32 protein-coding genes and 1 tRNA gene are annotated in these 24298 nt (G+C 59.0%); 19 read left to right on the top strand and 14 right to left on the bottom strand.

Features of this window, described 5'->3' with window-relative positions; translation table 11 throughout:
- Positions 1-4 precede the first annotated feature (4 nt).
- The gene (locus SIB58_RS15050; RefSeq protein WP_066908852.1) at positions 5-550 is read left to right on the top strand and encodes an ecotin family protein; all 546 of its coding nucleotides are present in this window, start codon (positions 5-7) and stop codon (positions 548-550) included.
- Here SIB58_RS15050 and SIB58_RS15055 read toward each other — a convergent pair whose 3' ends face one another.
- The 10 genes from SIB58_RS15055 to gcvT all read right to left on the bottom strand — a co-directional run bounded on the left by SIB58_RS15055 (position 551) and on the right by gcvT (position 13310).
- On the bottom strand, positions 551-1831 hold the full coding sequence (locus SIB58_RS15055; RefSeq protein ID WP_082823418.1) for an HlyD family secretion protein: 1281 nt from the start codon (positions 1829-1831) through the stop codon (positions 551-553). It abuts the gene before it with no gap.
- 1 nt (position 1832) lies between these two features.
- A complete protein-coding gene (locus SIB58_RS15060) occupies positions 1833-4769 on the bottom strand; it encodes an ABC transporter transmembrane domain-containing protein (protein ID WP_066908855.1) in 2937 nt (978 codons plus the stop codon).
- A gap of 17 nt (positions 4770-4786) precedes the next feature.
- A complete protein-coding gene (locus SIB58_RS15065; protein ID WP_066908858.1) occupies positions 4787-5545 on the bottom strand; it encodes a peptidylprolyl isomerase in 759 nt (252 codons plus the stop codon).
- A 3-nt stretch (positions 5546-5548) separates the two neighbouring features.
- On the bottom strand, positions 5549-6202 hold the full coding sequence (locus SIB58_RS15070) for a M23 family metallopeptidase (protein WP_231857118.1): 654 nt from the start codon (positions 6200-6202) through the stop codon (positions 5549-5551).
- A gap of 33 nt (positions 6203-6235) precedes the next feature.
- Complete coding sequence (locus tag SIB58_RS15075; protein ID WP_066908861.1) at positions 6236-6859, bottom strand: 7-carboxy-7-deazaguanine synthase QueE; 624 nt, start codon at positions 6857-6859, stop codon at positions 6236-6238.
- Positions 6856-8535: a CTP synthase gene (locus tag SIB58_RS15080; RefSeq protein WP_066908864.1), complete on the bottom strand. Its 1680-nt coding sequence runs from the start codon at positions 8533-8535 to the stop codon at positions 6856-6858. Before SIB58_RS15080 ends, SIB58_RS15075 begins: the two co-directional genes overlap by 4 nt.
- Positions 8536-8596: 61 nt before the next feature.
- Positions 8597-9079, bottom strand: coding sequence for a Dps family protein (locus tag SIB58_RS15085; RefSeq protein ID WP_186539094.1), 483 nt, complete (start codon positions 9077-9079; stop codon positions 8597-8599).
- 29 nt (positions 9080-9108) lie between these two features.
- Positions 9109-10239, bottom strand: a complete 1131-nt coding sequence (locus SIB58_RS15090; protein WP_066912133.1) for an RNA polymerase sigma factor, RpoD/SigA family — start codon at positions 10237-10239, stop codon at positions 9109-9111.
- Between the two features lie 83 nt (positions 10240-10322).
- Complete coding sequence (gene aspS, locus SIB58_RS15095) at positions 10323-12158, bottom strand: aspartate--tRNA ligase (RefSeq protein WP_066912136.1); 1836 nt, start codon at positions 12156-12158, stop codon at positions 10323-10325.
- A gap of 48 nt (positions 12159-12206) precedes the next feature.
- A complete protein-coding gene (gcvT, locus tag SIB58_RS15100; RefSeq protein WP_066912139.1) occupies positions 12207-13310 on the bottom strand; it encodes a glycine cleavage system aminomethyltransferase GcvT in 1104 nt (367 codons plus the stop codon).
- A 137-nt stretch (positions 13311-13447) separates the two neighbouring features.
- Here gcvT and SIB58_RS15105 point away from each other — a divergent pair, with 137 nt between their 5' ends.
- Positions 13448-13717, top strand: a complete 270-nt coding sequence (locus SIB58_RS15105; protein ID WP_231884239.1) for a metal-binding protein — start codon at positions 13448-13450, stop codon at positions 13715-13717.
- Between the two features lie 102 nt (positions 13718-13819).
- Positions 13820-14200: a cyclic nucleotide-binding domain-containing protein gene (locus SIB58_RS15110; RefSeq protein ID WP_067327641.1), complete on the top strand. Its 381-nt coding sequence runs from the start codon at positions 13820-13822 to the stop codon at positions 14198-14200.
- Here SIB58_RS15110 and speB read toward each other — a convergent pair.
- Both speB and speE read right to left on the bottom strand, forming a co-directional pair.
- On the bottom strand, positions 14194-15012 hold the full coding sequence (gene speB, locus SIB58_RS15115; protein WP_066912234.1) for an agmatinase: 819 nt from the start codon (positions 15010-15012) through the stop codon (positions 14194-14196). The two genes, SIB58_RS15110 and speB, sit on opposite strands and share 7 nt — an antisense overlap.
- 44 nt (positions 15013-15056) lie before the next feature.
- Positions 15057-15920: a polyamine aminopropyltransferase gene (gene speE / locus SIB58_RS15120; protein WP_066912152.1), complete on the bottom strand. Its 864-nt coding sequence runs from the start codon at positions 15918-15920 to the stop codon at positions 15057-15059.
- Between the two features lie 110 nt (positions 15921-16030).
- On the opposite strand from speE, the gene arfB reads away from it, so the two are divergent.
- From arfB to SIB58_RS15135, 3 genes are all read left to right on the top strand, one after another.
- Positions 16031-16465, top strand: coding sequence for an alternative ribosome rescue aminoacyl-tRNA hydrolase ArfB (arfB, locus tag SIB58_RS15125; RefSeq protein ID WP_066912155.1), 435 nt, complete (start codon positions 16031-16033; stop codon positions 16463-16465).
- A gap of 64 nt (positions 16466-16529) precedes the next feature.
- Positions 16530-16706 carry a hypothetical protein gene (locus SIB58_RS15130; protein WP_197461224.1) on the top strand — a complete coding sequence of 59 codons (177 nt, stop codon included), beginning with the start codon at positions 16530-16532 and terminating at the stop codon, positions 16704-16706.
- 54 nt (positions 16707-16760) lie between these two features.
- Entirely contained in the window at positions 16761-17501 is a 741-nt protein-coding gene (locus tag SIB58_RS15135; RefSeq protein ID WP_067327638.1) for a dienelactone hydrolase family protein, read from the top strand.
- On the opposite strand, the gene mazG is transcribed toward SIB58_RS15135, so the two are convergent.
- Together mazG and SIB58_RS15145 are read right to left on the bottom strand one after the other, a co-directional pair.
- Positions 17502-18356, bottom strand: coding sequence for a nucleoside triphosphate pyrophosphohydrolase (gene mazG, locus SIB58_RS15140; protein WP_066912162.1), 855 nt, complete (start codon positions 18354-18356; stop codon positions 17502-17504).
- A 29-nt stretch (positions 18357-18385) separates the two neighbouring features.
- A complete protein-coding gene (locus tag SIB58_RS15145) occupies positions 18386-18934 on the bottom strand; it encodes a metal-binding protein (protein WP_369813462.1) in 549 nt (182 codons plus the stop codon).
- A gap of 19 nt (positions 18935-18953) precedes the next feature.
- Between SIB58_RS15145 and SIB58_RS15150 the strand changes: the two genes are divergently transcribed.
- From SIB58_RS15150 to SIB58_RS15210, 13 genes are all read left to right on the top strand, one after another.
- Positions 18954-19025 (top strand) — tRNA-Val (locus SIB58_RS15150).
- A gap of 124 nt (positions 19026-19149) precedes the next feature.
- Positions 19150-20412: a hypothetical protein gene (locus tag SIB58_RS15155; RefSeq protein ID WP_067327635.1), complete on the top strand. Its 1263-nt coding sequence runs from the start codon at positions 19150-19152 to the stop codon at positions 20410-20412.
- A 365-nt stretch (positions 20413-20777) separates the two neighbouring features.
- Complete coding sequence (locus SIB58_RS15160; protein WP_197461573.1) at positions 20778-21110, top strand: hypothetical protein; 333 nt, start codon at positions 20778-20780, stop codon at positions 21108-21110.
- 40 nt (positions 21111-21150) lie between these two features.
- Positions 21151-21408 carry a hypothetical protein gene (locus SIB58_RS15165; protein WP_066912168.1) on the top strand — a complete coding sequence of 86 codons (258 nt, stop codon included), beginning with the start codon at positions 21151-21153 and terminating at the stop codon, positions 21406-21408.
- On the top strand, positions 21405-21674 hold the full coding sequence (locus SIB58_RS15170) for a hypothetical protein (protein WP_067327632.1): 270 nt from the start codon (positions 21405-21407) through the stop codon (positions 21672-21674). The genes SIB58_RS15165 and SIB58_RS15170 overlap by 4 nt, the downstream gene beginning before the upstream one ends.
- Entirely contained in the window at positions 21671-21898 is a 228-nt protein-coding gene (locus SIB58_RS15175) for a hypothetical protein (RefSeq protein ID WP_066912174.1), read from the top strand. The genes SIB58_RS15170 and SIB58_RS15175 overlap by 4 nt, the downstream gene beginning before the upstream one ends.
- Complete coding sequence (locus tag SIB58_RS15180) at positions 21895-22338, top strand: hypothetical protein (RefSeq protein WP_066912177.1); 444 nt, start codon at positions 21895-21897, stop codon at positions 22336-22338. Before SIB58_RS15175 ends, SIB58_RS15180 begins: the two co-directional genes overlap by 4 nt.
- Positions 22335-22604, top strand: coding sequence for a hypothetical protein (locus tag SIB58_RS15185; protein ID WP_066912181.1), 270 nt, complete (start codon positions 22335-22337; stop codon positions 22602-22604). The genes SIB58_RS15180 and SIB58_RS15185 overlap by 4 nt, the downstream gene beginning before the upstream one ends.
- Entirely contained in the window at positions 22601-22921 is a 321-nt protein-coding gene (locus tag SIB58_RS15190) for a hypothetical protein (RefSeq protein ID WP_066912184.1), read from the top strand. The genes SIB58_RS15185 and SIB58_RS15190 overlap by 4 nt, the downstream gene beginning before the upstream one ends.
- Positions 22918-23220 carry a hypothetical protein gene (locus SIB58_RS15195; RefSeq protein ID WP_066912187.1) on the top strand — a complete coding sequence of 101 codons (303 nt, stop codon included), beginning with the start codon at positions 22918-22920 and terminating at the stop codon, positions 23218-23220. Before SIB58_RS15190 ends, SIB58_RS15195 begins: the two co-directional genes overlap by 4 nt.
- Complete coding sequence (locus tag SIB58_RS15200; RefSeq protein WP_066912190.1) at positions 23220-23480, top strand: hypothetical protein; 261 nt, start codon at positions 23220-23222, stop codon at positions 23478-23480. The genes SIB58_RS15195 and SIB58_RS15200 overlap by 1 nt, the downstream gene beginning before the upstream one ends.
- The gene (locus SIB58_RS15205) at positions 23473-23652 is read left to right on the top strand and encodes a hypothetical protein (RefSeq protein WP_156486821.1); all 180 of its coding nucleotides are present in this window, start codon (positions 23473-23475) and stop codon (positions 23650-23652) included. The genes SIB58_RS15200 and SIB58_RS15205 overlap by 8 nt, the downstream gene beginning before the upstream one ends.
- 385 nt (positions 23653-24037) lie before the next feature.
- Positions 24038-24226, top strand: coding sequence for a hypothetical protein (locus tag SIB58_RS15210; protein ID WP_066912193.1), 189 nt, complete (start codon positions 24038-24040; stop codon positions 24224-24226).
- Positions 24227-24298: the final 72 nt, after the last annotated feature.

Below are 24298 nucleotides of genomic sequence, written 5' to 3' on the forward strand. Positions count from 1 at the left end.
GGTGATGACGAAGCCTTCGCATCAGCTGTTGAAGCCAATCACCTGCTTTGGAGCTGCTCTGTCGCTCTCCGCTGTTTCTGCGCTGCCCGGTATTGCGATTCCGCGGCTGAATCTGACCGGCTACCCGGAGCCAGCCCCTGGCCTCAAACGTTGGGTGATTCAGCCGTCGGGTCTGCTGCCTAAGAGTTCAGATCCATTCATCTCTGCACAACCGATCGACTGGCGGATTCAGCTGATCGTGGGCCAGAAGGTCAGTCTTGATTGCAACACCAAGCGCCTTTCAGGTCCTGGGATGACCATGCGCATGCTGCCCAAGGCATCTGGCAAGGCCCTTTTTGAAGTGAAGGCTCCAGTGGCTGTGATCAGCACCAAGATGGCCTGTCCTGATGATCAGTCCACCGGTACTTCTTTCCTATCGCTCGGCAAGCAACCCTATCTCGTTCCTTACAACACCTCCTGGCCGATCGTTGTGGATCTGCCCGAGACCTTGCAGCTGCGCTGGCGGATCTGGAAAGCGGAGACCCGCCAGCAGCCTGGGGTCAGGCTCTGATCAAATCTGTCGCAGTGAGTCGGTCTTGCTTCGGAAGGTGTTCAGCATCAGCTGCAAATAGCTGACACTGCGCAACTTGATGTTGGCGGTGAGTGACATGCCCACCTGAAGTGGCAACTGTTTGCCGCTCTTGAGTTTGAGTTGCTGGCTGTCCAATTTGATCACTGCTGGGTAGGTGTACTCCTGTTCCATCTGCTGTGGGTTAGGAGGAAGTGCGTCTGATCCCACCGACTGAACGGTCCCTTCCAGTACGCCGAAGTCAGTGGCTGGAAAGGAGTCGATGCTGATGTCTGCTGGCTGACCCGTTCGTACGAAACCAATCTTGTTGCTTGGGATCATCACGTCGGCTTCCAGGGTGTTGAAAGGCACAACCTTCAACATCACATCGGACGACATGGCCTGGGAGACGAAACCGGGATTGTTCAGTTTCAAATCAAAAACAATTCCGTCAACAGGTGCTCGCAGGATCTGATTTTTGTTCGCAACCCTGACTTTCGTCAGCTCGGAATTGAGCCGAGCTCTATCGCTGCGTAGGCCTGCAAGCTGTGCATTAATTAATTTGGTTTCCTGGTCGAGCTGATTCATTTCACGGCGACCATCGAGCTTCAATTTGATGAGATCACCTTTCACCTCCTCTACCGTATTGCGTTGCTGCAGATATTGAATATCTTTGATGCCTCCTTCTTCGGCCAGGGTACTTAATCGTCTCAGGATATCTTCTTCAAGAGCAAGTTTGGCACGCGTGGTGGCTACCTGTTCGCGGTTTAAATCCTTGGTGCGCTCTTTTTCCTGATTTTTCAGAACGAGCTGTTGTTCTCTCTGGTTGATTTCAGTGGTTTTTTCTTCCACCCCCTGGATCGCGGACTTGAGTTGCTCCGCTGTGCTTTCCTGGTCGAGGCGGATGAGGGCCTGTCCCTTCGTGACGCGTTCGCCACTTTTTACCAAAATTTCTTCGACGACTCCGCCGGGTGGGACCCGAACTTCCTTGACGTTCCCGATCGGTTCGAGTTTGCCCTTAGCAACCACCACTTCTTCGGTACGAGCTACCGCCAGGAAGCCGATGCCGAGCAGGGTGGTACCGATCAGCCCCCAGGTGACTGTCTTCATCCACAAGCGACTTTGCTGCAGAACGTTCTCCTGATCGCTGACCAGGGTGATCCGGTTCTCCAGTGCTGAGCGTGCCTGCCTGACAAGCTTTCCGGGAGCACTTTCTTTATTGCTTCCGTTCTCCTGACTGCCAGTGTCGTTCTGAGAGTTGTTGTTGTTGGAATCGTTCGTCATCTCAGCTGGCCTCCTGCTGGCGATAAAGGGCGTAGTAACGACCGCGTTGGCTCATCAGTTCGTCGTGCGAACCCTTTTCAACCACCGCGCCCTGGTGCATCACCACAATCAGATCTGCCCGACGCACGGTGGATAGGCGGTGGGTGATGAAGAAAACCGTGCAGTCGTGCAAGGCCTGGATCATGTTGTCGCAGACCCTGCGCTCGGTTTCGTAGTCGAGTGCGCTCGTGGCCTCATCCATCACCAGCAGCTTTGGATTGGCCAGGAGTGTGCGGGCGATGGCAATGCGCTGACGTTGTCCTCCACTGAGAGAGGCTCCACGCTCACCCACTGAGGTGCTGTACCCAGCCGGTAGCTCCATGATGAAGTCATGGGCACAAGCCACTTTTGCGGCCATCACAATCTGTTCGCTGGTGGCATCCGGCTGTGTCAGAGCGATGTTCTCGCTCACGTTTCCCGAGAACAGCAAAGGGTCCTGGGGAACGATGCCGATCTGGCGCCGCAGCGAGTAAAGCTCGACTTTGTCGATGTCATATCCATCGATCAAGATCCGGCCCTTGTTTGGCGAGTAAAGCCGTGGCAACAGTTTCATCAGCGTGCTTTTGCCGCTTCCGCTTTGTCCAACGATTCCGACAAAGGTGCCGGGTTTCACTTGCAGCGATACATCGTTCAAGACCGGAGCTGAGCCTGGATTGAAGGCGAAAGTGAGGTTGTCAAAGTGCACTGCACCTTCAATGGGGGGCAGGGGCACCTTGGCTTTGTCCTGATCGTCAGATTCCTGTTTGGTGTCGATCACATCAGCCAATCGCTCGAAGCTCACCCTTAATTCCTGGATCGTCTGCCAGATCGTTGAAAGGCGCAGAAGTGGTTGAGTCACATAGCCGGAGATGATTCGGAAGGCAATCAGCTGACCGAGGGTGAGATCTCCAGAGAGAACCAATATGGCGCCCACCCAGAGCACCAAGAGCTGGGAGATTTTCTGCAGAACCTGTGATGTTTGGCTGAGTGCTGTTCCAGTAATGGTCTGTTCAAATGTGCGGCTGATGTACTTGGCATAGCGTTCTTGCCAGGTCCAACGACTCACCATTTCAACGTTTTGGCTTTTCACCGTTTGAATTCCGGTAAGCACTTCAATGAGATGGCTTGACGTTGAAGCATTGGCTTCAGCCGCTTTGCGGTACTGCCTCCGGAACAGGGGAGCGCCCAGAAGGGTGAGTGCGATCTGTATCGGCAGTACGGCCAGGGCGACCAATGTCAGCACCCAGCTGTAGAAGAGCATCACCACGATGTAGATGACTGAAAAAGCCGCATCAAGAACAGTGGTCAGAGCCTGACCAGTCAGAAAGTTGCGGATCTTTTCAAGCTCGGCGATTCGGGATCCCAGCTCACCTACCGGGCGGCGATCGAAATAGCCGAGGGGGAGCCGGAGCAAATGGTCAATGACTTCCGCGCCGAGGCGCTGGTCGATGCGGTTGGTGGTTTCGGTGAATAGGTAGGTCTTCAAACTGCCCAGAACTCCTTCAAGCAGCGTCACTGCCACAAGGGCGATGCCAAGAACCTGCAGGGTGTCCAGGCTGCGCTGGGCAATCACCTTGTCGACGATCACCTGGATCAGCAGAGGATTGGTCAGGGTGAACAACTGCACCACGAAGCTGGCGATCAGCACCTGAGCCAGTACACCGCGGTAGCGCTTGAGAGCAGGCCAAAACCAGGAGGGACCAAAATTTTGCTCTTGTGTGGCGCTGGTGCGGTCGATTAGCAGCAGATCGATTCCCTCTGGGAAAGCGTTTTCCAGTTGGGTTAAATCGAGTTCCACAAAGCCCTGGCTCGGCGACGCCAGCACAAGGCCACGTTGATCGCTCCGCACTGCCAGGGCGAAGGCTTGTCCCCAGGGCACCAATGTTGGCGTCTGCAGACGCAGGCCCATGCTCGCCGCCACCTTGGCACCCGACACGTGCAGGCCTAAACCGGCTGCCATCTGGCCACACAGTCGCAATGTGGGTGCCTGGTTGCGGCGCAGCTGATCGCGCAGGACCCGTTCAATGGCATCGCGCCGGAACGGCAGCTTCATCAGCTTGGTCAGCATCTGGAAGCAGGCCAATGTCTCTTCGACAACGCCTTCACCCGCCACGAAGAAGTCGCGGTTGTCTTCATTGGTCTGGTTGAAGCGGCTCACCGGCACGTGCCGAGGGGCCTGCGTGATCTCACTACCAGACTGGAGGCTGTCAGTCAGGTTGCTGACGGCCTCGGGTTCGACTTTTTGCTCTTGTATTTCGGCGTCGATCGCTGCAAAAGCCCCGCCTGGAAGGGCGATCACCCGCATCGGCAAGCCGTGCACATCGACTGGCATCGCAGCGATGAGACCAGGATCGATGAGCTCATCTCCAAGCGCAGCCTCAGTTCCCTCAGGGGGTTGACTGGCAAGGAACAGTCGCTCCCCTTGGTTCAGGGAGGTGCGGATGGCGCCTTCGTTCGAGGCGTCCAACAGTTGTGCTGTGGGCAGGAGCTCCGTGAGCAATTCGCTCAGAGACAGTGATTGCTTGGCGACACGATCGAGTTGCTGCTGCAGAAGCGCTGCCAGCTCCGCTTCCCACAGATGATTGCGGCAAGCAGCAGCGATTGTTGGGTCACAGTTCACAAGTGCAAGCAGCTGTTCGTCGCTGAGGCTGATGGCGACCAGCTCTGAGGCAGCTCTGACCTCTTCGCAAGCAGCGGCACGCAGCAGTGAAGCCACACCCACAAAGCTGCCAGCCTCAAGACGGATCAGGGTGCTGAGTCGACCCCCCTGTTCTCCGAGCAGTCGGGCACTGCCACTCTCGATCAGCAGCACGCGACCAGGGATGAACTGCCTCTCACAAAGGGGCTGACCCAGGGCATACCGCTGGGATTCACCCTGTTCGCGGAATCTGGTACGCAGGGCTTCGAGCCCGATCGACATTGCGGATTCCAGAATCGTTAGGGCACGGCCGGATCATTTTCCATGCTTGAGAGAGATTTGACCAGTTCCTTGGTCTCAATCCGCAGCCAATCCTCAAGCATTTCGCTGGCCATGCGCTGACGCATCGCGTCATCGAAGCTGGCTTCATGACGCTCATCAAGGCGGCTCACCACCCACCATTGATCGATGAGTATGGGTTCCAACACCACACCAGGGGTGGCTGTACGCAACTGGTAGCGCAGTTGAGGATGCGCACGCATCAGGCTTCCTGGGCCGATTTTGCCGCTGCTGCGTTTTTCAGGTCCTTCGCTGTGATCTGTGGCCAGGTTCTCAAAGCTTGCTTCACCTGCCTCCAACTGCAGATACAGCTCATGGGCCATTCCGGAATCCTTAACCCGCAGCAGGCTGTAGGTCACTTGATCGAGCGATTCCTTTCGCTGCAGAAAACGTGCTTCTGCTTGGATGCCAAAACTGCTCAACGCCAGTTCAGCGAGCTTGAGAGGCATACTTAACTGGACAAGCAGCTCATCCCTGCTCAAACAACGCTCTTCCAACCAGATTTTCAGAGCTGCTTCATCTTTGATCTGGGCCTGTTGGCAGTGGCTGACCAGCGCCTTCTGAATCAGTTCTGCTGAGGGGTTGAGGCCGGTGGTGGCCTCGTGCATGAGCTGCTTTCTCACCAAGGAATGCAGCAGGTCATTGCGACGCAGCAGGTCGAGGGTGTCGGCACCCAGGTTGGTCATTGAGGCCTGAACAGCGGGCCGGAAGTCATCCATGCATCAGAAGCTAGCTGGCGGGCCAGTGGTCTCAGAGAGTGTGGATTCTGGCGGCAGTAATGGACCAAGATCCAGCGCAAAGGCCTGGCGTCCTTCCAGTCGTCGCAACTCCACATGCAGATGGTCGGTGCTGGCGGAGCCGCTGCGGCCGACGCGGCCGATGCGGTCACCGGCACGCAGCAGCTGACCGGCATGAACGTCCGCGCTCTGCAGATGGGCGTACAGGGTCTGCCAGCCCCGGCCATGGTCCAGCAGCACCGTGAGTCCATAGCCACTGATCGACTGCACCAGATGGACCCGTCCTGAAAGCATGGCCAGGACCGGGGTGGCTGCAGGAGCGATCAGGTCATGACCCACGTGCATGCGCCAGCGTTGGCGACGGTCTGAGTAGCGCCAGCCATAGGGCTGAACCTCCTGCGCAGGCTGAGCGAGTGGATAAACCAGACGCAGAGTTTCGCCTTTGCGGAAAGGACGGTGGGTGTCGGGTAGCCGTCGCGGGCGGGATTGGCTCAGCAAGGCCAGATTGGAAACACCAGTGCGTTCAGGGACCTGTTCAGGAGGAAGAGGTTGTGCATCGATGGTCGATGCCATGTCTGCAAAAGCCCATGTGATCCCAATCGCCGTGGCTGCGAGCATCAGCAGACTTTTGCGGCGCATGGCAGAAGGATCTGATTCCGCTGTTGTATCGATTCAGCGCACGCCAAGCCACTTGTGGTTCTGCAGGCTCAGCCGCCAGCGTCCGTCTCCCTGTGCTTTGGTCACTGCCAGCTCCTGGCCTTCCTGGCTCTCCCATCCCGGTTGTACAAGCCAATGAGCCTGAGGAGCCTGAGAGGCCACCACATCGGCGAACAGCAGATCTGCAGCTTCATGAACCACCACCTTCAGTTCATGGCAGCAGGAGAGCAGATCCTGCCTGGGTGGTTTGTGTCGTTTCGGCGAGAGCGTGATCCAGTCGGGGCTGCCGCTGAGGGGATCCACGCCACTGGTCTCAAGGTGGATCGGAAGTGAACAGCTGCTGCGGATGGCGCTGGTGAGCGGTTCAAGCTGGTGATGCAGTGGTTCTCCGCCGGTGATGACCACGAATGCTGCTCCTTCCTTCGCGGCCTGCAAGGCATCCTGCGCCAGGTCTTCGACGCTGCGTTGCGGGTGCACGTTTGCTGACCAGGAATGCTTGGTGTCACACCAGCTGCAGCCCACCTTGCAGCCGCCGAGGCGGATGAAGAAGGCGCTGCGACCTGCATGCAGACCTTCCCCCTGCAGGGAGTGGAAGGTTTCCACCAACGGCAGGCCGTTCAGGGACTCGGCAATGCTCAAGGTTTGCGGCTGGCTTCGGGGAGGTCGCGGCCTCCGATGGCAGAACCCTGTTGACGCAGAGCTTCGCTGGGACTTGAGGGCAGGCGCTGCTGGGCTGCCTCGATCAAACCGCGGAACAGGGGATGTGGTCTGCCCGGGCGCGACAGGAATTCCGGGTGGTACTGGCAGGCCGTGAAGAAGGGATGACCCGGCAGCTCGATCAGTTCCACCAGCCGGCCATCGGGTGAGCTGCCGCTGATGCGATAACCCGATTCGAGGAACAGGCTGCGGTAGGCATTGTTGAACTCATAACGGTGCCGGTGTCGTTCGTAGACCACCTGATCGCCGTAGAGGTGTGCGGCCATCGAGCCCTCTGCGATCCGGCACGGATAAACCCCCAGACGCATCGTGCCGCCGAGATCGACGACGTCCTGCTGCTCAGGAAGTAGGTGAATCACCGCATGTTGGGTGTCGGGATCGAGCTCAGCGCTGGATGCATCCGTGAGACCGGCCTGATTGCGAGCCCACTCGATCACCGCCGTTTGCATGCCGAGACACAAACCCAGGAAGGGCACCCGTTGTTCCCTTGCCCAGCGAATGGCGGCCACCTTGCCGTCAACACCCCTATTGCCGAAGCCGCCCGGTACCACGACGGCGTCCATGCCTTTCAGCAGGCTTTCGGCTCCGTCGTTCTCGATCTGCTCAGCGCAGACCCAGTGCAAATCCAGGGAGGCATTCTGCGCCAGACAGGCGTGGCGCAGGGCTTCGACCACCGAGAGGTAGGCGTCGTTGAGTTGCACGTACTTGCCGACCAACGCCACCTTGACGGTCGGTCCTGGGTTGCGCATCTGGTGCACCAGCTGGGCCCAGCCAGCCATGTCGCTGTCATGGTCCTCCAGTTGCAGAACATCGAGCACTTCGCGGCAGAGGCCTTCGTCCTCGAGGGTCAAGGGCACGGCATAGATGCTGTCGGCGTCGAGGGAAGGAATCACAGCTCGTTCGGGAACTCCACAGAAGCCGCCGATCTTGCGTTTGAGCTCCTGGTTGATGTCACGGTCGCTTCGGCACACCAGCACATCTGGTTGGATGCCGATCGATCGCAGCTCCTTCACCGAGTGCTGGGTGGGTTTGGTTTTCAGTTCTCCAGAGGTGCCGATGAAAGGCAGCAGGGTCACATGGATGTAGGCCAGGTCATGGCGACCCACATCGCCGCGGAATTCTCGGATGGCTTCCAGAAAGGGCAGCGACTCAATGTCACCCACGGTGCCGCCGATTTCGGTGATCACCACATCGGCGCCACTGTTGGCGGCCACACGGTGGATCCGTTCGCGGATCTCACCGGTGATGTGGGGGATCACCTGCACCGTGCCACCGTTGTAATCACCGCGGCGCTCCTTGTTGATCACCGACTGGTAGATTGAACCGGTGGTCACGCTGTTGAGGCGCGACATCGCTGTATCGGTGAAGCGTTCGTAGTGACCGAGGTCGAGGTCGGTCTCAGCCCCGTCTTCGGTGACGAAGACCTCGCCATGTTGAAACGGGCTCATCGTGCCTGGGTCCACATTCAGGTATGGATCCAGCTTCAGAATCGAAACGCTGTAGCCACGCGATTTGAGCAGGCGTCCCAGGCTGGCGGCCACGATTCCCTTGCCGATGCTGGAGACGACACCACCGGTGACGAAGACGAACTTGGCCATGAACCCCTGGTCGATTCTTCAATGTACCCATTGCACCAAGGGGTCCGGTTTTGGCCGAGGCTCAGTCCTCCAGCAGGCTTCTGAGCATCCAGGCGGTTTTCTCGTGAATCTGCAGCCGCTGGGTCAGCAGGTCAGCGGTGGGTTCATCGCTGGCGGCCTCCGCCAGGGGGAAAATGCTGCGAGCGGTTCTGGCCACGGCCTCATGGCCAGCCACCAGTTCGCGCACCATGTCGAGAGCAGCAGGTGGTTGGCTGACTTCCTTGATCGATGCCAGTCCGGCAAGGGTCGCGCCGCCATAGGGGGCCACGATGCCAAGAGCCCTGATTCTCTCGGCGATCTCGTCCAGGGAGTTCCACAGCTCGGTGTACTGGTCCATGAACATCAGATGCAGGGTGTTGAACATCGGACCGGTCACGTTCCAGTGGAAGCCATGCGTTTTTCCATAGAGCACATAGGTGTCAGCCAGTAATCGACTGAGCCCAGCAGCGATCTGCTCGCGCTGTTCCTGAGGGATACCGATGTTGATCTGGGGTGCGCTGGCCATGCAATTGGTTTGGATCACGGTGGTTGAGGTCAGGAATCCAGGCCCAGGATGTAATCCTTCACCTTGGATCGCCGCTGCGGTTGGCGCAGCTTGAGCAGGGCGCGCGTCTCGATCTGGCGAACCCGTTCCCGCGACAGCGCCATCGCTTCTCCGATTTCCGCCAGGGTGCGCGGGTGATCGTCCTCAAGGCCGAAACGGCTGCGAATCACTTCCGCTTCCCTTGGTGTCAGCTCATCCAACAAGTGCTCCAGATCGTCATGGAGGGAGTCGCGGGTGAGGGTCTGCTCAGGTGTGGCACTGCCGTCTTCCAGCAGGTCTCCCAGCTGGGTGTCCTGATCCTTTCCGACCCTGGTCTCCAGGGAGACCGAGCGAGGAACCCGCATCAGCGTCATGCGCACTGTTTCTTCGCTCAGCCCCAGTTCCCTGGCCAGATCAGTCACCGATGCCAGTCGTCCCTTTTCGGTGGCGATCTCCTGCTGAACGCGCTTGATGCGGTTCAGTTTTTCGGTGACATGCACCGGCAGACGAATCGTTCGGCTCTGGGTGGCGATGGCTCGGGTGATTCCCTGACGGATCCACCAGTAGGCATAAGTGCTGAAGCGGAAGCCTCGGGTGGGGTCGAACTTTTCAACCGCCCTCTCGAGGCCAAGCGTGCCTTCCTGAACCAGATCCAGCAGCTCCATGCCCCGCTGCTGGTATTTCTTGGCCACTGCCACCACAAGGCGCAGGTTGGCCTGGATCATCCGGTCGCGTGCCCTGCGACCCTCCCGAAGCCGTCGCTGCAATTCCTTGGCCTCAAGGCCCACCTCCTCGGCCCAGAGGCTGTAGCCCTCATTCAGCTGTCGATTGAGTTCCTCGAGGGGCAACTCAGCCGCCCGAGCCCATTCCTGGCGTGTGGGCCAGTGGCTCACCTGATTGGCCTCACGCAACTGCAGTTCCTCCAGATCCAGCAGGATCCGGATTGCCGCATGGTGATTGCTGAGGTCCCGCTCCTGCACGAGCAGTTTTTCCCGCGCCTGGACCTGACGAGAGAGGGTGACTTCTTCTTCGCTGGTGAGCAGGTCGACTCGACCGATGTCCTGTAAGTACAGGCGCAGCAGGTCGTTGCCACCGCTCCAGCGGATCGGGGCATGCCCCGTCGATCGGGAGTGTTTGGCCAAGGAAACCCTGAATGGCTCACAGTCCTTCCAGGGTTGATGCTTTGAGAGCCCAGTGCTCCGAACCGCTGGTTTCTGTTCGGGTTCTAGTTCGCGGTCTCGTCGTTCTCTTCCACCCAGGTGCTGGCCACATGCAGCTCCTCAAGCTGTTTGTCGGCAACACCGCCGGGAGCGTTGGTCATCAGACAACGCGCCTGCTGGGTCTTGGGGAAGGCGATCGTGTCGCGGATCGATTCCTCGCCTGCCAGCAGCATCACCATCCGGTCGACGCCGAAGGCCAGGCCTCCGTGGGGGGGAGCTCCGACATCCAGGGCATCCATCAGGAAGCCGAACTGCTCCTGGGCTTCCTCCAGGGGCAGACCAACGGTCTGTAACACCTGTCGCTGCAGGGCCGAGTCATGGATGCGCAACGAGCCACCACCGAGTTCGAGCCCGTTGAGCACGAGGTCATAAGCCTGAGCGCGGGCTTCCGGCAGTGTCTGGGCCCACTCCGAGGGGTCGTTGCCCAGGTCTTCGGCGTTGGGAGCGCAGAAGGGGTGATGCAGAGCCTCAAAACGATTCTCATCACTGTTGAACTCGAACATCGGGAAATCCACGACCCAGAGGAAGTTCCACTGGCCGTTCTCCCTGTCGGGTTGGACCATGCCGAGCTCTTTGGCGAGGTATTGACGCACCCGGTCGAGGGCCTTGTTCACCGTGGCGGTGTCACCGGCACCGAATAACAGCAGCGTGCCTGGTTGGGCTCCGGTGCGACTGAGCAGCTCCTGCTTCTGCGCATCGCTGAGATTGTCCTTGATCGCACCGATCGTGTCGATTTCGCCACCGTCGCGCACGCGGATGAAGGCCAGGCCACCGGCACCGGCTTTCTGGGCTTCGCTGAACACGTCGCCGCCGGGCTTGATCCGCACATTGCTCACCGCATCGTTGCCGCCTGGGACGGCGATGCACTTCACCGATCCGCCGGATTTCACTGCACCGCTGAACACCTTGAAGCCCATGTCCTTGACGATGTCCGAAACGCTCACCAGCTCCATGCCGTAACGGGTGTCGGGCCTATCGGTGCCGTAGCGCTCCATGGCCTCATGCCAGGTCATGCGGGGGAAGGGCCGCGGCAGCTCGATGCCCTTCACGGCCTTCCAGATGGCGCAGATCAGTGATTCGTTGAGCTCGAGGATCTGCTCCTGATCCATGAAGCTCATTTCGATGTCCAGCTGGGTGAACTCCGGCTGGCGGTCGGCACGCAGGTCTTCGTCGCGGAAGCAGCGGGCCACCTGGTAATAGCGCTCGATGCCACCCACCATCAGCAGCTGTTTGAACAGCTGGGGGGATTGCGGCAGGGCGAACCAATCGCCGCCGCAGACGCGGCTTGGGAGTACGTAGTCACGCGCCCCTTCGGGGGTTGAGCGCGTGAGCACCGGTGTCTCCACCTCGATGAAGCCTTCGTCTTCCAGGAAGCGGCGGGCGGCCTGGATGGTCTGGGCCCGCAGGCGCAGGTTGTCGTTCATGCGCTTGCGGCGCAGATCCAGATAGCGGTGACGCAGTCGCAGCTCTTCTCGGGTGTTTTCTTCGTCGTGCACGGAGACGGGGAAGGGAAGGTTTCCTTTCACGCTGTTCAACACCGTGATGCCGCTGGCCAGCACTTCCACTGAGCCCGTCGCCAGCTTGTCGTTGAGGGATTCGGCCGGCCGGGCTCGCACCTTGCCGTTCACCTGCAGCACGGTTTCGCTGCGCAGATGTTCGGCCACAGCAAAAGCCTCAGCACCCAGGTCGGGGTCCACGGTGATCTGCACGGTGCCGCTGCGGTCGCGCAGGTCAATGAAAATCACACCGCCGTGGTCGCGGCGTCGATCCACCCAGCCGCACAGCTGCACCTGCTTATCAATGTGCTGCTTGCGCAGGTCGCCGCAACCGTTGCTGCGCATGGGATTTATCAGCTGGTGACAGGCGAGTTTCCCATAGCCCGGGCCCTTTTAACCACGTCGGTAGAAGGGTCGCTTCACCACGGTGGCCGGTTGCACCTGCCCTCGGATCTCCACACCAAGTTCGCTGCCGACTTTCGCCAGTTCCTTGGGTACGAGGGCAAGGGCGATGGCCTCCTCCAGGGTGGGTGACCAGCTGCCGCTGGTGACCACTCCCACCTTTTCACCGTTGTGCAGCACCGGGTAGTCATGGCGGGCGATGGCTCGTCCTTGCAGCTTCAGCCCCACCAGCCGCCGGGTGACTCCATTGGCTGCCACCTGCTCCAGAGCGTCTCGGCCGATGAAGTCCTGAGGCATCTCGAGGTGGACCAGCCAACCCAGGCCTGCTTCAAACGGGTTGGTGTTGGCATTCATATCTTGGCCATAAAGGTGCATGGCGGCCTCAAGACGCAGGGTGTCGCGTGCTCCCAGGCCGCAGGGCACCACATCCAGGTCCAGCAGTTGCGCCCAGAGTTTGCGTCCGTCTGCCCGGTTCAGCAGCAGTTCAGCACCGTCTTCTCCCGTGTAGCCGGTTCGGGCGCAGAACACCTGTTCGCTGAGCCCTTGCAGTTGCAGCAGGCGATGGCCAAAGCGGGGTAGCTCGTGCAGTGACTCTCCGCTCAATTTTTCGAGAATCCCAATCGCCTTTGGACCCTGCAGGGCGAGCAGCACGCCATCCCGCTTTTCATCTTGAACACTGAGACCTCGCGGTTCCAGCTGCTGTTTCAGCCAGGCCGTGTCGCTATCAGCGCAGGCAGCATTGATCACCACCAGCACGGTGCCGTCGCCGGATGCAGCTTCCCCCTGGTCGTAGACGATCAGGTCGTCACGGATGCCGCCGTTGTCATTCAGCAGCACGGTGTAGCAGGCCTGCCCCACTCCGATCCGGTGCAGGTCTGTTGGCACCAGAGTCTGGAGTGCGTCCTTGGGATTGCTGCCTTCGATCCGAAGCACGCCCATGTGGGAGATGTCGAACATGCCCACGCCTTCGCGCACGGCTTTGTGTTCGGCGATCAACCCCGAGAATTGCACCGCCATGTCCCAGCCGGCAAAAGGAACCATGCGACCCTTGGCTTCTCGGCAGAGGTCATGAAGCGGCGTGCGTTGCAGATCCATGACAGAGATCAGGCGTTCACAGCGGATCCTATGGATGCAGTTCCGGTTTGCGTTGGAAGTGGAAGCAAAGCCGCAGATTGAGTCATCAGCGTCGACCGCTACGGAAAGCGTCCTTAGCTTGAACTTCTCCGTTCAGAGTGCCTTCTGTCAAGTCTTCCTGCCAGTCCTGTCAGCACTGCATCCCTGCCCAGGGTGGTGGGGGAGGTGGATGGTGCAGGTTGCGCAATCTGACGGTGCACGTTGAGCTTGCACGGGTGATCTGGTGCCATCACTGGACAGCGCGTGCTCCGGTGCTTCCTGGCCTCGTGTCCTCCGATCAGCCTTTAGTCGGAGGTGATCGACAGCTGGACCTGGGATCTTCCCTGGATGGTCTTGGTCAATCCGAAGAGCCAGCCCAGGTCTTGTGAATAAAGATGGTGTGTCGTTTCAGTTACAACACCCCTTGAATCGGTCGCAACAATGAAGAGACTGAATGATTATTTGCGTCTCCGTTGTCGGTCTCCACATCCATGCCGACCGCTGTTCAGCTAATCGCTGAGCATCGCAACGTTGATCAGTTATTGTTGCCCACGGGCAGCATCCTGTTTGAACGGGGTGAATCGGCGACTGCTCTCTACGCAATTGAACGCGGGCTGGTGGAGCTCACGACCGGTGGTCGTGACCGCCTCCGCTATGGCGATGGAGAAGTGTTCTTCTACGAAGACCTGGTGGCGGAAGACACCCATCACAGTCGAACAGCGCGAGCGATCACTCCGGTTCACGTTCTTCGACTGGATCGCAACAGTTTTCTGGAGTTGATTCACGGGCATCCCACACTCGTGCTCAGCCTGCTCAGCGGTCAGCACCGACGACTGCGGCAGCAGCGTCTGGAAGCTGCTCACTTCTACTGAGCCATCAGCAACAGCAGGCTGCGGGTCACCTTGGCTGCCAGAACGCTGCTGATGCCACTCGGGTCCAGTTGAGGAGCCAGTTCGACAACATCGGCTCCGACGAGGTTGTGATGGCGTAATTCGCTTATCAATTCGGCGAAGTGTTGCCAGAGAAAGCCACCTGGTTCAGGGGTCCCTGTGCCAGGCATCACGGCCGGGTCAAACCAGTCAAGGTCAACGGTCAGATAAAGAGGCTGGCCGCGCAAATTCTGCAGACGGGAACCCATCTGAGCGAAGGGGACCAGGCGGTTGCTGCTGTGCAGTTCCGAGAATTCCTCCCTGGTACCGCTGCGAATGGCGATCTGCAGCAGCTCCCGACTGGGAAGCACCTCCAGGCAGCGTCGCATGGCGCAGGCGTGGCTCAAGCGAGATCCCAGCCATTCATCGCGGAGATCTGCGTGGGCATCCAGCTGCACCAGTGCCAGATCAGGATGTCGTTCGGCGACAGCAGCCACCGCTCCGGAGCTGATGGAGTGCTCACCACCCAGCATCAAGGGCTTGAGCTGCAGGTCCAAGGCATGGATCGTGGCCTTATGAACGGCCTCCACCACGGGTTCAGCGGCGCCAAAGGGGATATCAACCGCTCCAAGGTCGGCGTAGGCCATGGTCTCGAGGTCAAGGTCAAGCTGGGGGCAGTAGGTCTCAAGGCCAGCACTCACCTCCCGTACTGCTGAGGGTCCGAAACGGGTGCCTGGCCTGAAGGATGTTGTGCCGTCGTAGGGCACGCCGAACAGGCCTACCTTGCAGCCGTTCGGATCCCGGCTCGCGCCCATGTAGACCGCTCCCTCCCGATCAAACAGTGAATGGACCGGGATGCTCACGCCAAGAGCTCCCGTTCGATGAAGGCAGGTATCGCTTCAAAGGCACCGGCTTGCCAGCGAGGGCTCCAGATTTCGCAGCCTGCGGCGATGCTGGCCGCTCGCTCCACAATGGCTTTTCGGTAGCGGGGGCCCTCCACCGCAGCGAAAGTCCAGCTCCACCAACCGCTGGGATACATCGGCACCCAGCCGTAAAGGGGATCGGCATGGCCGAACACATCCCTCAGCAGCCGAACGGTATCGATGTGAACCTGCCGGAAGGCCTCAGGTGATTCGCTCTGGGTGGCGAAGATGCCTCCCGGCCTGAGGATGCGCCGGCAGTGCTCGAAGAAGCTGCGGTTGAACAAACCTTCGGCCGGACCTGCCGGATCGGAACCGTCCACGATCACCACGTCGTAGCTGGCTTTAGTGCAGTCTGCTGCCCAGGCAATGCCATCTCCCACAGTCAGGTGAAAGCGGGGGTCCTGCCAGCAGCCTCCACCAATGCAAGTCAGATGCTTCTGGCTGAGTTCCACCACCCGGCCATCGATCTCCACCATGTCGAGATGTCGCACGCCCGGATGGCGAAGGCATTCGCGAGCAGTGCCGCCGTCGCCACCGCCGATGACCAGGACGCGTTCAATGGCCGCGGCACTGCAAAGAGCCGGATGCACCAGTGCTTCGTGGTAGTGCCGTTCCTGGTGCTCGGCGGTCATCCAGCAACCGTCCAGCAGCAAGCCTCTGCCATAGCGCTCGCTCTCGATCACGGTGATGCGCTGGAAGCTGCTCTCTTCATCCACCAGCACCTGTCCAGTGAGTCCATAACGAACTCCTTCATGGTGTTCATCGATCCAGCGGCCTGTGGCCGGGGATGCCTTGGTCATGAAGGTTGTGGAGGAATCCTTCCTCCAGCTAAGAACAGCGTTGGCTCATCGTTTGCGCGGAGCGGACGCAGACTGCTGTTACCACTTCCAATGCTCGTCGGAGTCGGCGCGTGATTCAGGATCTGCCGATCAACGACCGTTTGGTGATCCCAGCCGCTGAGCTGCAGTGGCGGTTTTCCCGGTCCTCTGGTCCGGGTGGGCAGGCTGTGAACACCACCGATTCCAGAGTGGAGTTGCGATTTGACCTGGAGAGTTCCCAGGCTCTGGGTCCCTTTCGCAAGGCCCGCCTGCGTGAGCATTTGGCGTCGCGTCTGGAGGGGAATTGCCTGCGGGTGGTTGCGGCTGAGGAGCGTTCGCAGTGGCAGAACCGTCAGAGGGCCATGGCGCGACTGGCCGATTTGTTGAGGAAGGGGCTCAAGCCGCCGCCGCCGAAGCGCAGGCCCACACGTCCAGGACGTGCTGCAGTCAAACGGAGATTGGAGGCCAAAGGCAGGCGCAGCGAACTCAAACGTCGTCGCCAAGGCCGGCCCTCACTGGATGACTAAGGGTTGGTTCAGATGGATTGCTTGGTTAAGGTGCGGTTAACCAAGCTGTCTTGGAGGTGGATTGATGAATCAATTTCATGATCAACACCCCGCAGCGGAATTGGTCAACCTGATGCGTCTGGAAGAAGGGGCGCGGAGCTGCACAACCCGTGATCAGGCGCGCGCCATCATCCACGAAGCCGACCAGGTCAAGCGCCATCTCTGGGGCACAACGGAAGGCACGATCGCTGCTCACGATTGATCCAGGCCTCCGAGCTGGTTTCTGTCTACGGTCCGCGCAACGTCGCTGATCATCGTGCAGATACGCAAAGACACTGTGGGCCTGACCGTCGACAAAAGCCTGATGCGACTGCACGTTGTGCGGCCCCAGAGCGATGGTTGCTGGCCGGGCATCCTGTTTTATTCGGATATCTATCAGCTCGGTGCGCCGATCACCCGTCTTGCTGATCGTCTTGCCGGCTATGGCTATGTGGTCGCTGCGCCGGAGATCTTCCATCGCCGTGAGCCGATCGGCTCAGTGATCGAGCCTGATCCCATCGGCCGATTGCGAGGCAACGACAACGCTGCGCACACGTCTATTGCGGCCTATGACGCCGATGCGTCGGCGACATTGGCCTGGCTGGCTGAGAATGCGGATGTGGATAGCGGTCGTCTTGGGGCCGTCGGCTTCTGCATCGGAGGTCATCTTGCCTTTCGTGCTGCGCTCATGCCGCAGGTCAGGGCCAGTGTGTGCATCTATCCCACTGGTCTTCAGGACGGCAAACTCGGTCTGGAAGCGGCTGATTCATTGCAACGGGCTGCAGAGATCCAGGGGGCTCTGCTCACGATCTTCGGCCGGCTCGATCCCCATGTTCCTGGCGAAGCCAGGGAAGTGATTCTTGCGACGCTCGCGGCGATCCCTCATCTGCGGCACGAATCCATTGTTTATGAGGCGAACCACACCTTCATGCGCGATGACGGCGAGCGCTGGGATCCGCAGTGCGCTGATCAGGCCTGGACAGAGCTCACTGGTTTCTTGGAGAGGGAACTCAGCTGATCAGCTTCCCTGATCTTGAGACGCGCTCTGGCTCCGGATGGCTTCTTTGGCCTGCTGCCAAAGCCCCTCCAGTTCCTGAATGCTGTGCCCGTGGAGATCACCGCCCAAGGCTGCTTCGACCCGTGAAAAGCGATCCAGGAAGCGGTGATTGGTTCCTGCCAGTCCTTCCTCCGGACTGATCTCACACCAGCGAGCCACATTCACCAGGGTGAACAACACATCCCCAAGCTCCTCCTGGGCATGGGCCCTGTCGCCTGAGGCAACGGCTTCCTTGAGCTCTTCGAGTTCCTCGTTCACCTTGCTCCAGACACCGGTCATGTCCGACCATTCGAAGCCGGCCTTTGCGGCTTTTTTGGAGATGGTCATCGCTCCAGAGAGGGCCGGCTGTCCACGTACCTTTTCGGCGAGCTGATCGCTGAGGGGAGAGGTCGAGTTCGCGGCAGCTTTTGCTTCTGCTCTTTCCTGCGCCTTGATGGCCTCCCAGCTGATGCGAACAGCTGCGCTGTCGCGGGCTTCGGCGTCAGCGAAAACATGGGGATGGCGGCGAATCAGTTTCTCGCTGATGCCGACTGCCACAGCATTGAGATCGAATCGCCTGTCTTCTTCGGCGATGCGGGCATGAAGCACCACCTGCAACAGCAGGTCACCGAGCTCCTCCTTCAAGTGCTTGTCATCGCCATGACGGATTGCATCGGCCACCTCATGGGCTTCCTCCAGCACGTAGGGGGTCAATGACTGGTGGGTCTGTTCGAGGTCCCAGGGGCAACCTTCTTCAGGATCGCGTAACCGTGCCACCAAGCCCTCCAGCTGGCGCAGGGGGTCCTGGTGCTGGGTCACTTCGGAGCCTGAGGCCATGGAAACCACAAAAGGTTGTGGACACCCTCTCATCGACGTCGATGCCTGCGCCATGGTTTTGACCACTCCGCAGGCAGTGGATCTCCATCCAGAATCAGGTGCAGCCAAACGCTGCTTTCCAGACCCACCAGGACGCCGATCCAAGTTCGGGGATGTTCTCTCAAGGTTGTGAGCAGGTCTGGCCATGCCTGGGATGGAGTTGGAATGGCAGGGAATAACAGCGATGCAGTGGCTGTCCAGCTCAGCAACATCAGGGCTGACAGCCATGCCAAGCGCAGTGTCATGCCGATCAGGGGGCCGTGGGATAAGAGGGATCGATGCTGAAGCAGCCGCCGATAGGGCCACCAGATTCCACCCAGTACTCCCCAGCGCCTGAGGGCGGTCGAGCGCACGTCAAGGTCTGGTGACAGCCAGAGGCCTCCCACCAGGAAGGCCAGCGCTGTTAGAGCACCGTTGATCCATCCCAGCCAGCAGCTCGTCAGTAGGCCAACGGGCAGGCACCAGGCCAGGGTGGCCCGGTCATGGTCTTGGCCTGAGGCCACATCAATGGGTGTTGAGCTGCTCCAGCCTGCCTCCATCAGGCAGAATTGTCTTACCGGGCGATTAGCTCAGCGGTAGAGCACCTCCCTTACAAGGAGATTGTCACAGGTTCGATCCCCGTATCGCCCATCAGTCACCGCAACGCTTCTTAGCGAATCCTCACCCGCCACTCGGCGGGTTTTTTATTGGCGGGACCACTTCGGGACCACTTTTGTGGCAGTATTGGCCAAGTGGTCCCAGTAAAGAGGTAGTCATGGTGCTTGATTTTCGCCCCGTCCTGAAGCAGTCGATCAAGGAAGCCGGCGTGCCCCGCGGATGGTCTGTCAGCGAGCACCGCGGCAAGGTGAAACTTCGAGTTCGGCAGGGATCTGGCGGCACCGCGGCGTCGTGGACAAAAACGCTCCCGATCGCATGGGAGGTCGGCTGCATCGGTCCCGTCACCGACACCCTGGCCAGCCTTTATCAATCAACACAGGGCGACCCTCCCAAGTCACTGGCAGAGGCCTGGCTGGAACTTCATCCAGAAGATGACGACGAAGAGCCAGCCCCAGGTGTCCCAGCAGTCATCACCGGCATTGATTGGCAGGCGATCGCTGACAGGTTCTATGCCGACCGCTGCAAGCACGGCACCAAGATCAGCCAGCGCACCCTGAATGAAGAGAAGCGCTACGTGGGAGCGGCCATCACGGTGCTCACCGGCAAGCGCCCACCATCGACGCCATACCTTCTGCTGGATGCAGCGCTTGAGCTCCGCGGATGGGTGACCAAGCCAGCAGCGCGGAAGTCTGCTGTTGATGCCATCTGCCGCTTCCTGGCTTTTGGGATGGATCACTGCGGTTTGAGCTCTGACTGGGAGATTCCTGCCAGACAGAAGGCCAAGCTCGCTGGCAGCGGCAAGGCGTCGGATTCACCACCGATCGCAGCACTTTCTGATCTGCAGCTCCTGCAGCTGATTGATTCAGCACAGTCAGACGATTGGAAAAACGCTCTTCGGGTGATGGCCACCTATGGGCTGCGGCCGATCGAGCTGAGCTATCTCACGGTGGAATTCAACGAGGCAACCAAGCGAAAACAGCTGTTTTGCACCTATCGCAAAGCATGCGGCGGCAAGTCAGAAAAACTCGAGACTGAGCCTCGATTCCTTTATGCAGCCCCGCTGAAGGATGCAGACGGCAATCTGACTAGCGGTGATCTCACTGCGGCCTGGGAGGCAGGCCTGCTGCCGATGCCACCACTGAAAGAGAAAGGTCGTGCGGTTGCTCAGTATTTGGCCCGCATGCCGCTGTGGAAGCAGTGGAAGGTTGAGACTGAAGAGCAAGGCAGGACCCTGCGGCCCTACAGCTTCCGCAACAGCTACAGCGTCCGCTGCCATGAGCGTGGCCAGAACACTGCGGCGATCAGTGACGCGATGGGCCATAGCGAGCGCACACACAGTGCCAGCTATCTGGTGACCACGGCTGAGGCAACAGCCAGGGCATTTGGAGAAATGGGGGCGGCTGATGCAACCGACTTGTGACAGCTGCGGAAGCTCTGCGAGCTGAGCCTATTTCTCACTTAGACCCCGTATACGGAGCGCCTATCTAATGCTGTCAAATCCACTGTATACAGAGTTTGCATCAACCAAAAACGGCAATTTCCCCGTCAAAGGGTTGACAAGGGCGGTGTTTGGCTGTCAAGGTGCGCCTATCAGTTGCTGGCGACCGTCTTCGGACCCTCCCAGACTTTGCCTGAACCCACTGGATGGCTTTCCTTCTGGAACCAGTGGCAATCGGAACTGTGATTAGCCGCTTTCTCTGTTATTCCGAGACAGCCTTGTCACGTCGCAATCGCAAAGTACGGCTCCCGAAAGGGACCTCATATTCACCGTCACTCGTTCAGCAAATGATCGATAAAGACGCTGCATGCGGTTTCGACCTTCCGTTGCCTGTTCATCCAAAGACGGGCAAAGAGGTTCCGCTGGAGGTTTTCATGTCCCCAGCAGTGATGCGAGCGTACAAACTAGCTTTTGACGTTCATCCCAATACGGTCAATCTTCCGCCCATGCGGATTGTTGAGCGTGGAACTTGGGAGCATCTGAATGCTCTTTTGGCGAGGCCCGCTGGTGTTGTTTATGTCAAGGAAGATCCTTCGGATCCCAAGCTCCCTGATGAGAACACTCCAGACATCCTGAGAACCCTTTGCTGGGCTCCGGAAGAAGTTTCGACGCAGGGTTAGCGGCTGGTCGGCCACATCCCACTTGATGTGACCCCCGCAAATGTCTTTCAACGCTTCAACGCGAGAGGTGATGCAGGCGCTTGGTGTCAACGACGCCAAGACCCTCCATCGTCGCCGCGAGGATTACAACGACAAGTCCATTCATCCCGACACTCAGATTTTCAAGCTGGGTGTTCACTACCGCCGCAAATCACCCACCAGCCCGCAGGTTGTCTGGGATCAAGAATTAGCGGTCCGCGCTTGGACTGAAGCCACAAAGATCAACCGCAGTCGCTTTGACGATGGAGGTGAGGCATGAGCTCCACCTTCGACATCAACAGCACCGCAATGATCGAGGCCCGCAAGTCTTCACCCGATTGGCACGGCAGTCAGGTGTTGACCGGACTGGTGGCTTTCGGTTCGCACATGTTCCAGGGCGAACGCGATGCAAAGCGCATCAGTGCCATGTCGCCTGAACGCAAAGCCAAAGCGGTCGATCTCATCAATCACTGGTCAGAGCTCCACCGGGACGTTCTGGCTCTCAACCAGGAAATCAACGACGAACTGCAGGAGGGGATCGAATGACCACCAAGAAAACACTTGTGGAAGCCAGCAAGGAAGCCCGTGCGGCTGAGCTTGAAGGCTGGACAGATCAAGACATCGCCATTGCCAAAAGGGTCAACCGCCTGGCTCAGCTGATGGATGGCGACAAGCAGGCCGCCGGTTTGGCTCTGCTCGTTCAGGCATTGAACGACGTAATTGATGGCACTCACTCCATCAACGTCCACGAATGCGGAGGTGACTCATGACCACCACCAAACTCGAGCCACTTGGCGAGTTTTATCTCGCAACTCTGGTGGATAACACTGACGTGGTGCGCCACATCTGTGATGCCATTCATGAAGGCGATCCAGTTGATGCTGCCGGATTGCTTGTTCGCGATGCGATGGGCATCCTCGAAATCACCATTGGGCGCGTCAGCCGGGATCAATGGGATCTGCCTGGTGAAACCGATTGGCCGCGGCTTGATGCGTTCTGGGATGGTCCCAGCTCCCCCGAGGAACGCTCATGGGTCATTGGTGAATTGAAGATGCAGGCCAACCGCTGCTTTGACACTCACCAGGCTTACGCCGACCCAAAGGGCTCACTCCACAACGGTGGAATCCACTGGGCCTGGATCGCTGACCTGAAGGTGGCAGGAATCCTGCTGCTGGCCGCAAGCAGTGTTCTGAAGGAGGTGGAGTCATGAGCACTCACGCCGACAAGAGCCATCACCTGTCTGTGGATGGTGGTTGCATTCGCACCTACATCTATTTAGATCACGACGATCTCCGACTGATCGTTCAGTGCCTACGTGATGAAGCAGTCCGCATGTCCAGGTCTACTGATTCCCAGTGCTGGGCGCTTATGGACGAACGGGAGCAGCAGTGCAACCGCTTGATCAGTGAGATCCTCACCGCTGGCTTCAAGCTTGAGGAGAGGGTCGCGCTTCGCGGCATGGGGGTGACGGCATGAAAACCTCCGATGTGATCAGCGTGGCCATGTCACGCCTCGACGGGGCTAGAGCCGCGGCCGAGATGGTGGCTGATGGTCGGATCAATCCGGACATTCCCCACGAAGTTGGTGCCGGTGATGCCAGGGATTGGGGCGCTGACGACTTCTGTCTGGAAGATGCCTCAACCGCTGCATTCCTCGGCAACGGTTGCGAGCAGTTCAGCCGTCATCGGCAGATGACCGGTCCTGGTGAATGGCAGGAGGACCACTGCGAAGCCTTCCATCAGGGCTTCCTTGGTGTGGCTCTCGAATGCCTCTGGGCTGGAGGGAGCAAATGAGCATCCCCGCCATCACGCTGTGCCAGGTCGCCTTCGGCCTGGCCACTCTCAGCCTGGTGTTGCAGATGGCCGCAGCCATCGCTCGATCCAAGGCCTCCGCTCCAGCACCAGCACCATCAACACCATTGGTGCGGACCACCTTCGGTCCGAAAAAGCCCAGCCTGAAACTCACCAGGATGGAGCTGTTGAAGCACGCCCGTGATCTCAAGATCGGGACCGCGAAGTGGCGTGCCCATGCACGAAAGGTGCAGCTGCTCGAAGCAATCCGAGCTCACAACATCCAGCGGAGGACTGCCTAATGGCTGATCTCAAATCCGTTGAAGGGTTTGAAGAGAACCCGATCGTGACGATTGCCGCCAATCAGAAACATCTGATGGAGCAGTTCCAGGTTCTGGCTGACAACCAAAAGGTGCTTTTGGACAAACTGCCAGAAAAGCTCAGGGAGGAAACCGGCTGCCTCTTTGATCAGCTAATTGAGGTCACTGACCGTCTCGATCAGATCGAACGCATCGTGCATGCCGACGATTGGCAACGTCGGACGGAGGCCAGGAATGACTGAAAAGCCAAAGCGCTTTCCAATGCGCCTGACCTCCTTCATCTCGCTGCAGCAGCAGATTCAGACACTTGCTGTGGAAGCCAAAAAGGCAGGGCAACTGGAACTGGCAAGCCATTGCTTTGTCGTTTCCGACCTCATGGACGACTGGAAACGTCGTGTTCTGGAGGCTGCCTAATGCCACGACGCACACTCGACACCGCTGAGCTCTACGACGCTGCACGGTGGGAGCTACTTCGCGCTGGTTACTTTGAATCCCGCGGTGATCATTATCGCGGGCAAGTTCAAGAATGCAGAGTGCTGGCTGATCACTACAGCCGAACTTTGCAAGAGCGTGAGCAAGGATGATTTCCTTGCAGCAATCGACTTTTCAGCCCCCAATCACGGGGGCTTTTTTGTTGCTTGACCAAGACCAGATTCAGCAAGAATGATTAAGAGTTCTGATCATTTGACTCACCGGGGCGCCCTACACCACCCCCCGAAAGGATCACTCAAAACAGAGTAATTGCGAGTCACTTTTTAACTCTTAGGGTGACTTTGTTGCATTCATTGCCCATCGAATCATGACCTCTTCCACCATCGACAAGCACTGTCCGGTCGTCGATAGGGAGTTGATCAGCACCAAGTTTCACGCCGGAACAAAAGAGTTCCTTGAAAACTATCGCCGCACTAATGGCCTGCGTTCTCACGCTGAAGCTCTTCGCCAAATCGTTCTGATCGCCGCTGGCGAATTTGAACTGGCCAACAACTGATCACAGGGGGATTCAGCCACGCCCGGAAAAGCACCGGCTGGATCCCTGCCCTCAAAGCAAACCCCGCAAAAG

This window comes from Synechococcus sp. MIT S9504 (genome assembly GCF_047497135.1).
GTDB lineage: Bacteria > Cyanobacteriota > Cyanobacteriia > PCC-6307 > Cyanobiaceae > Synechococcus_C.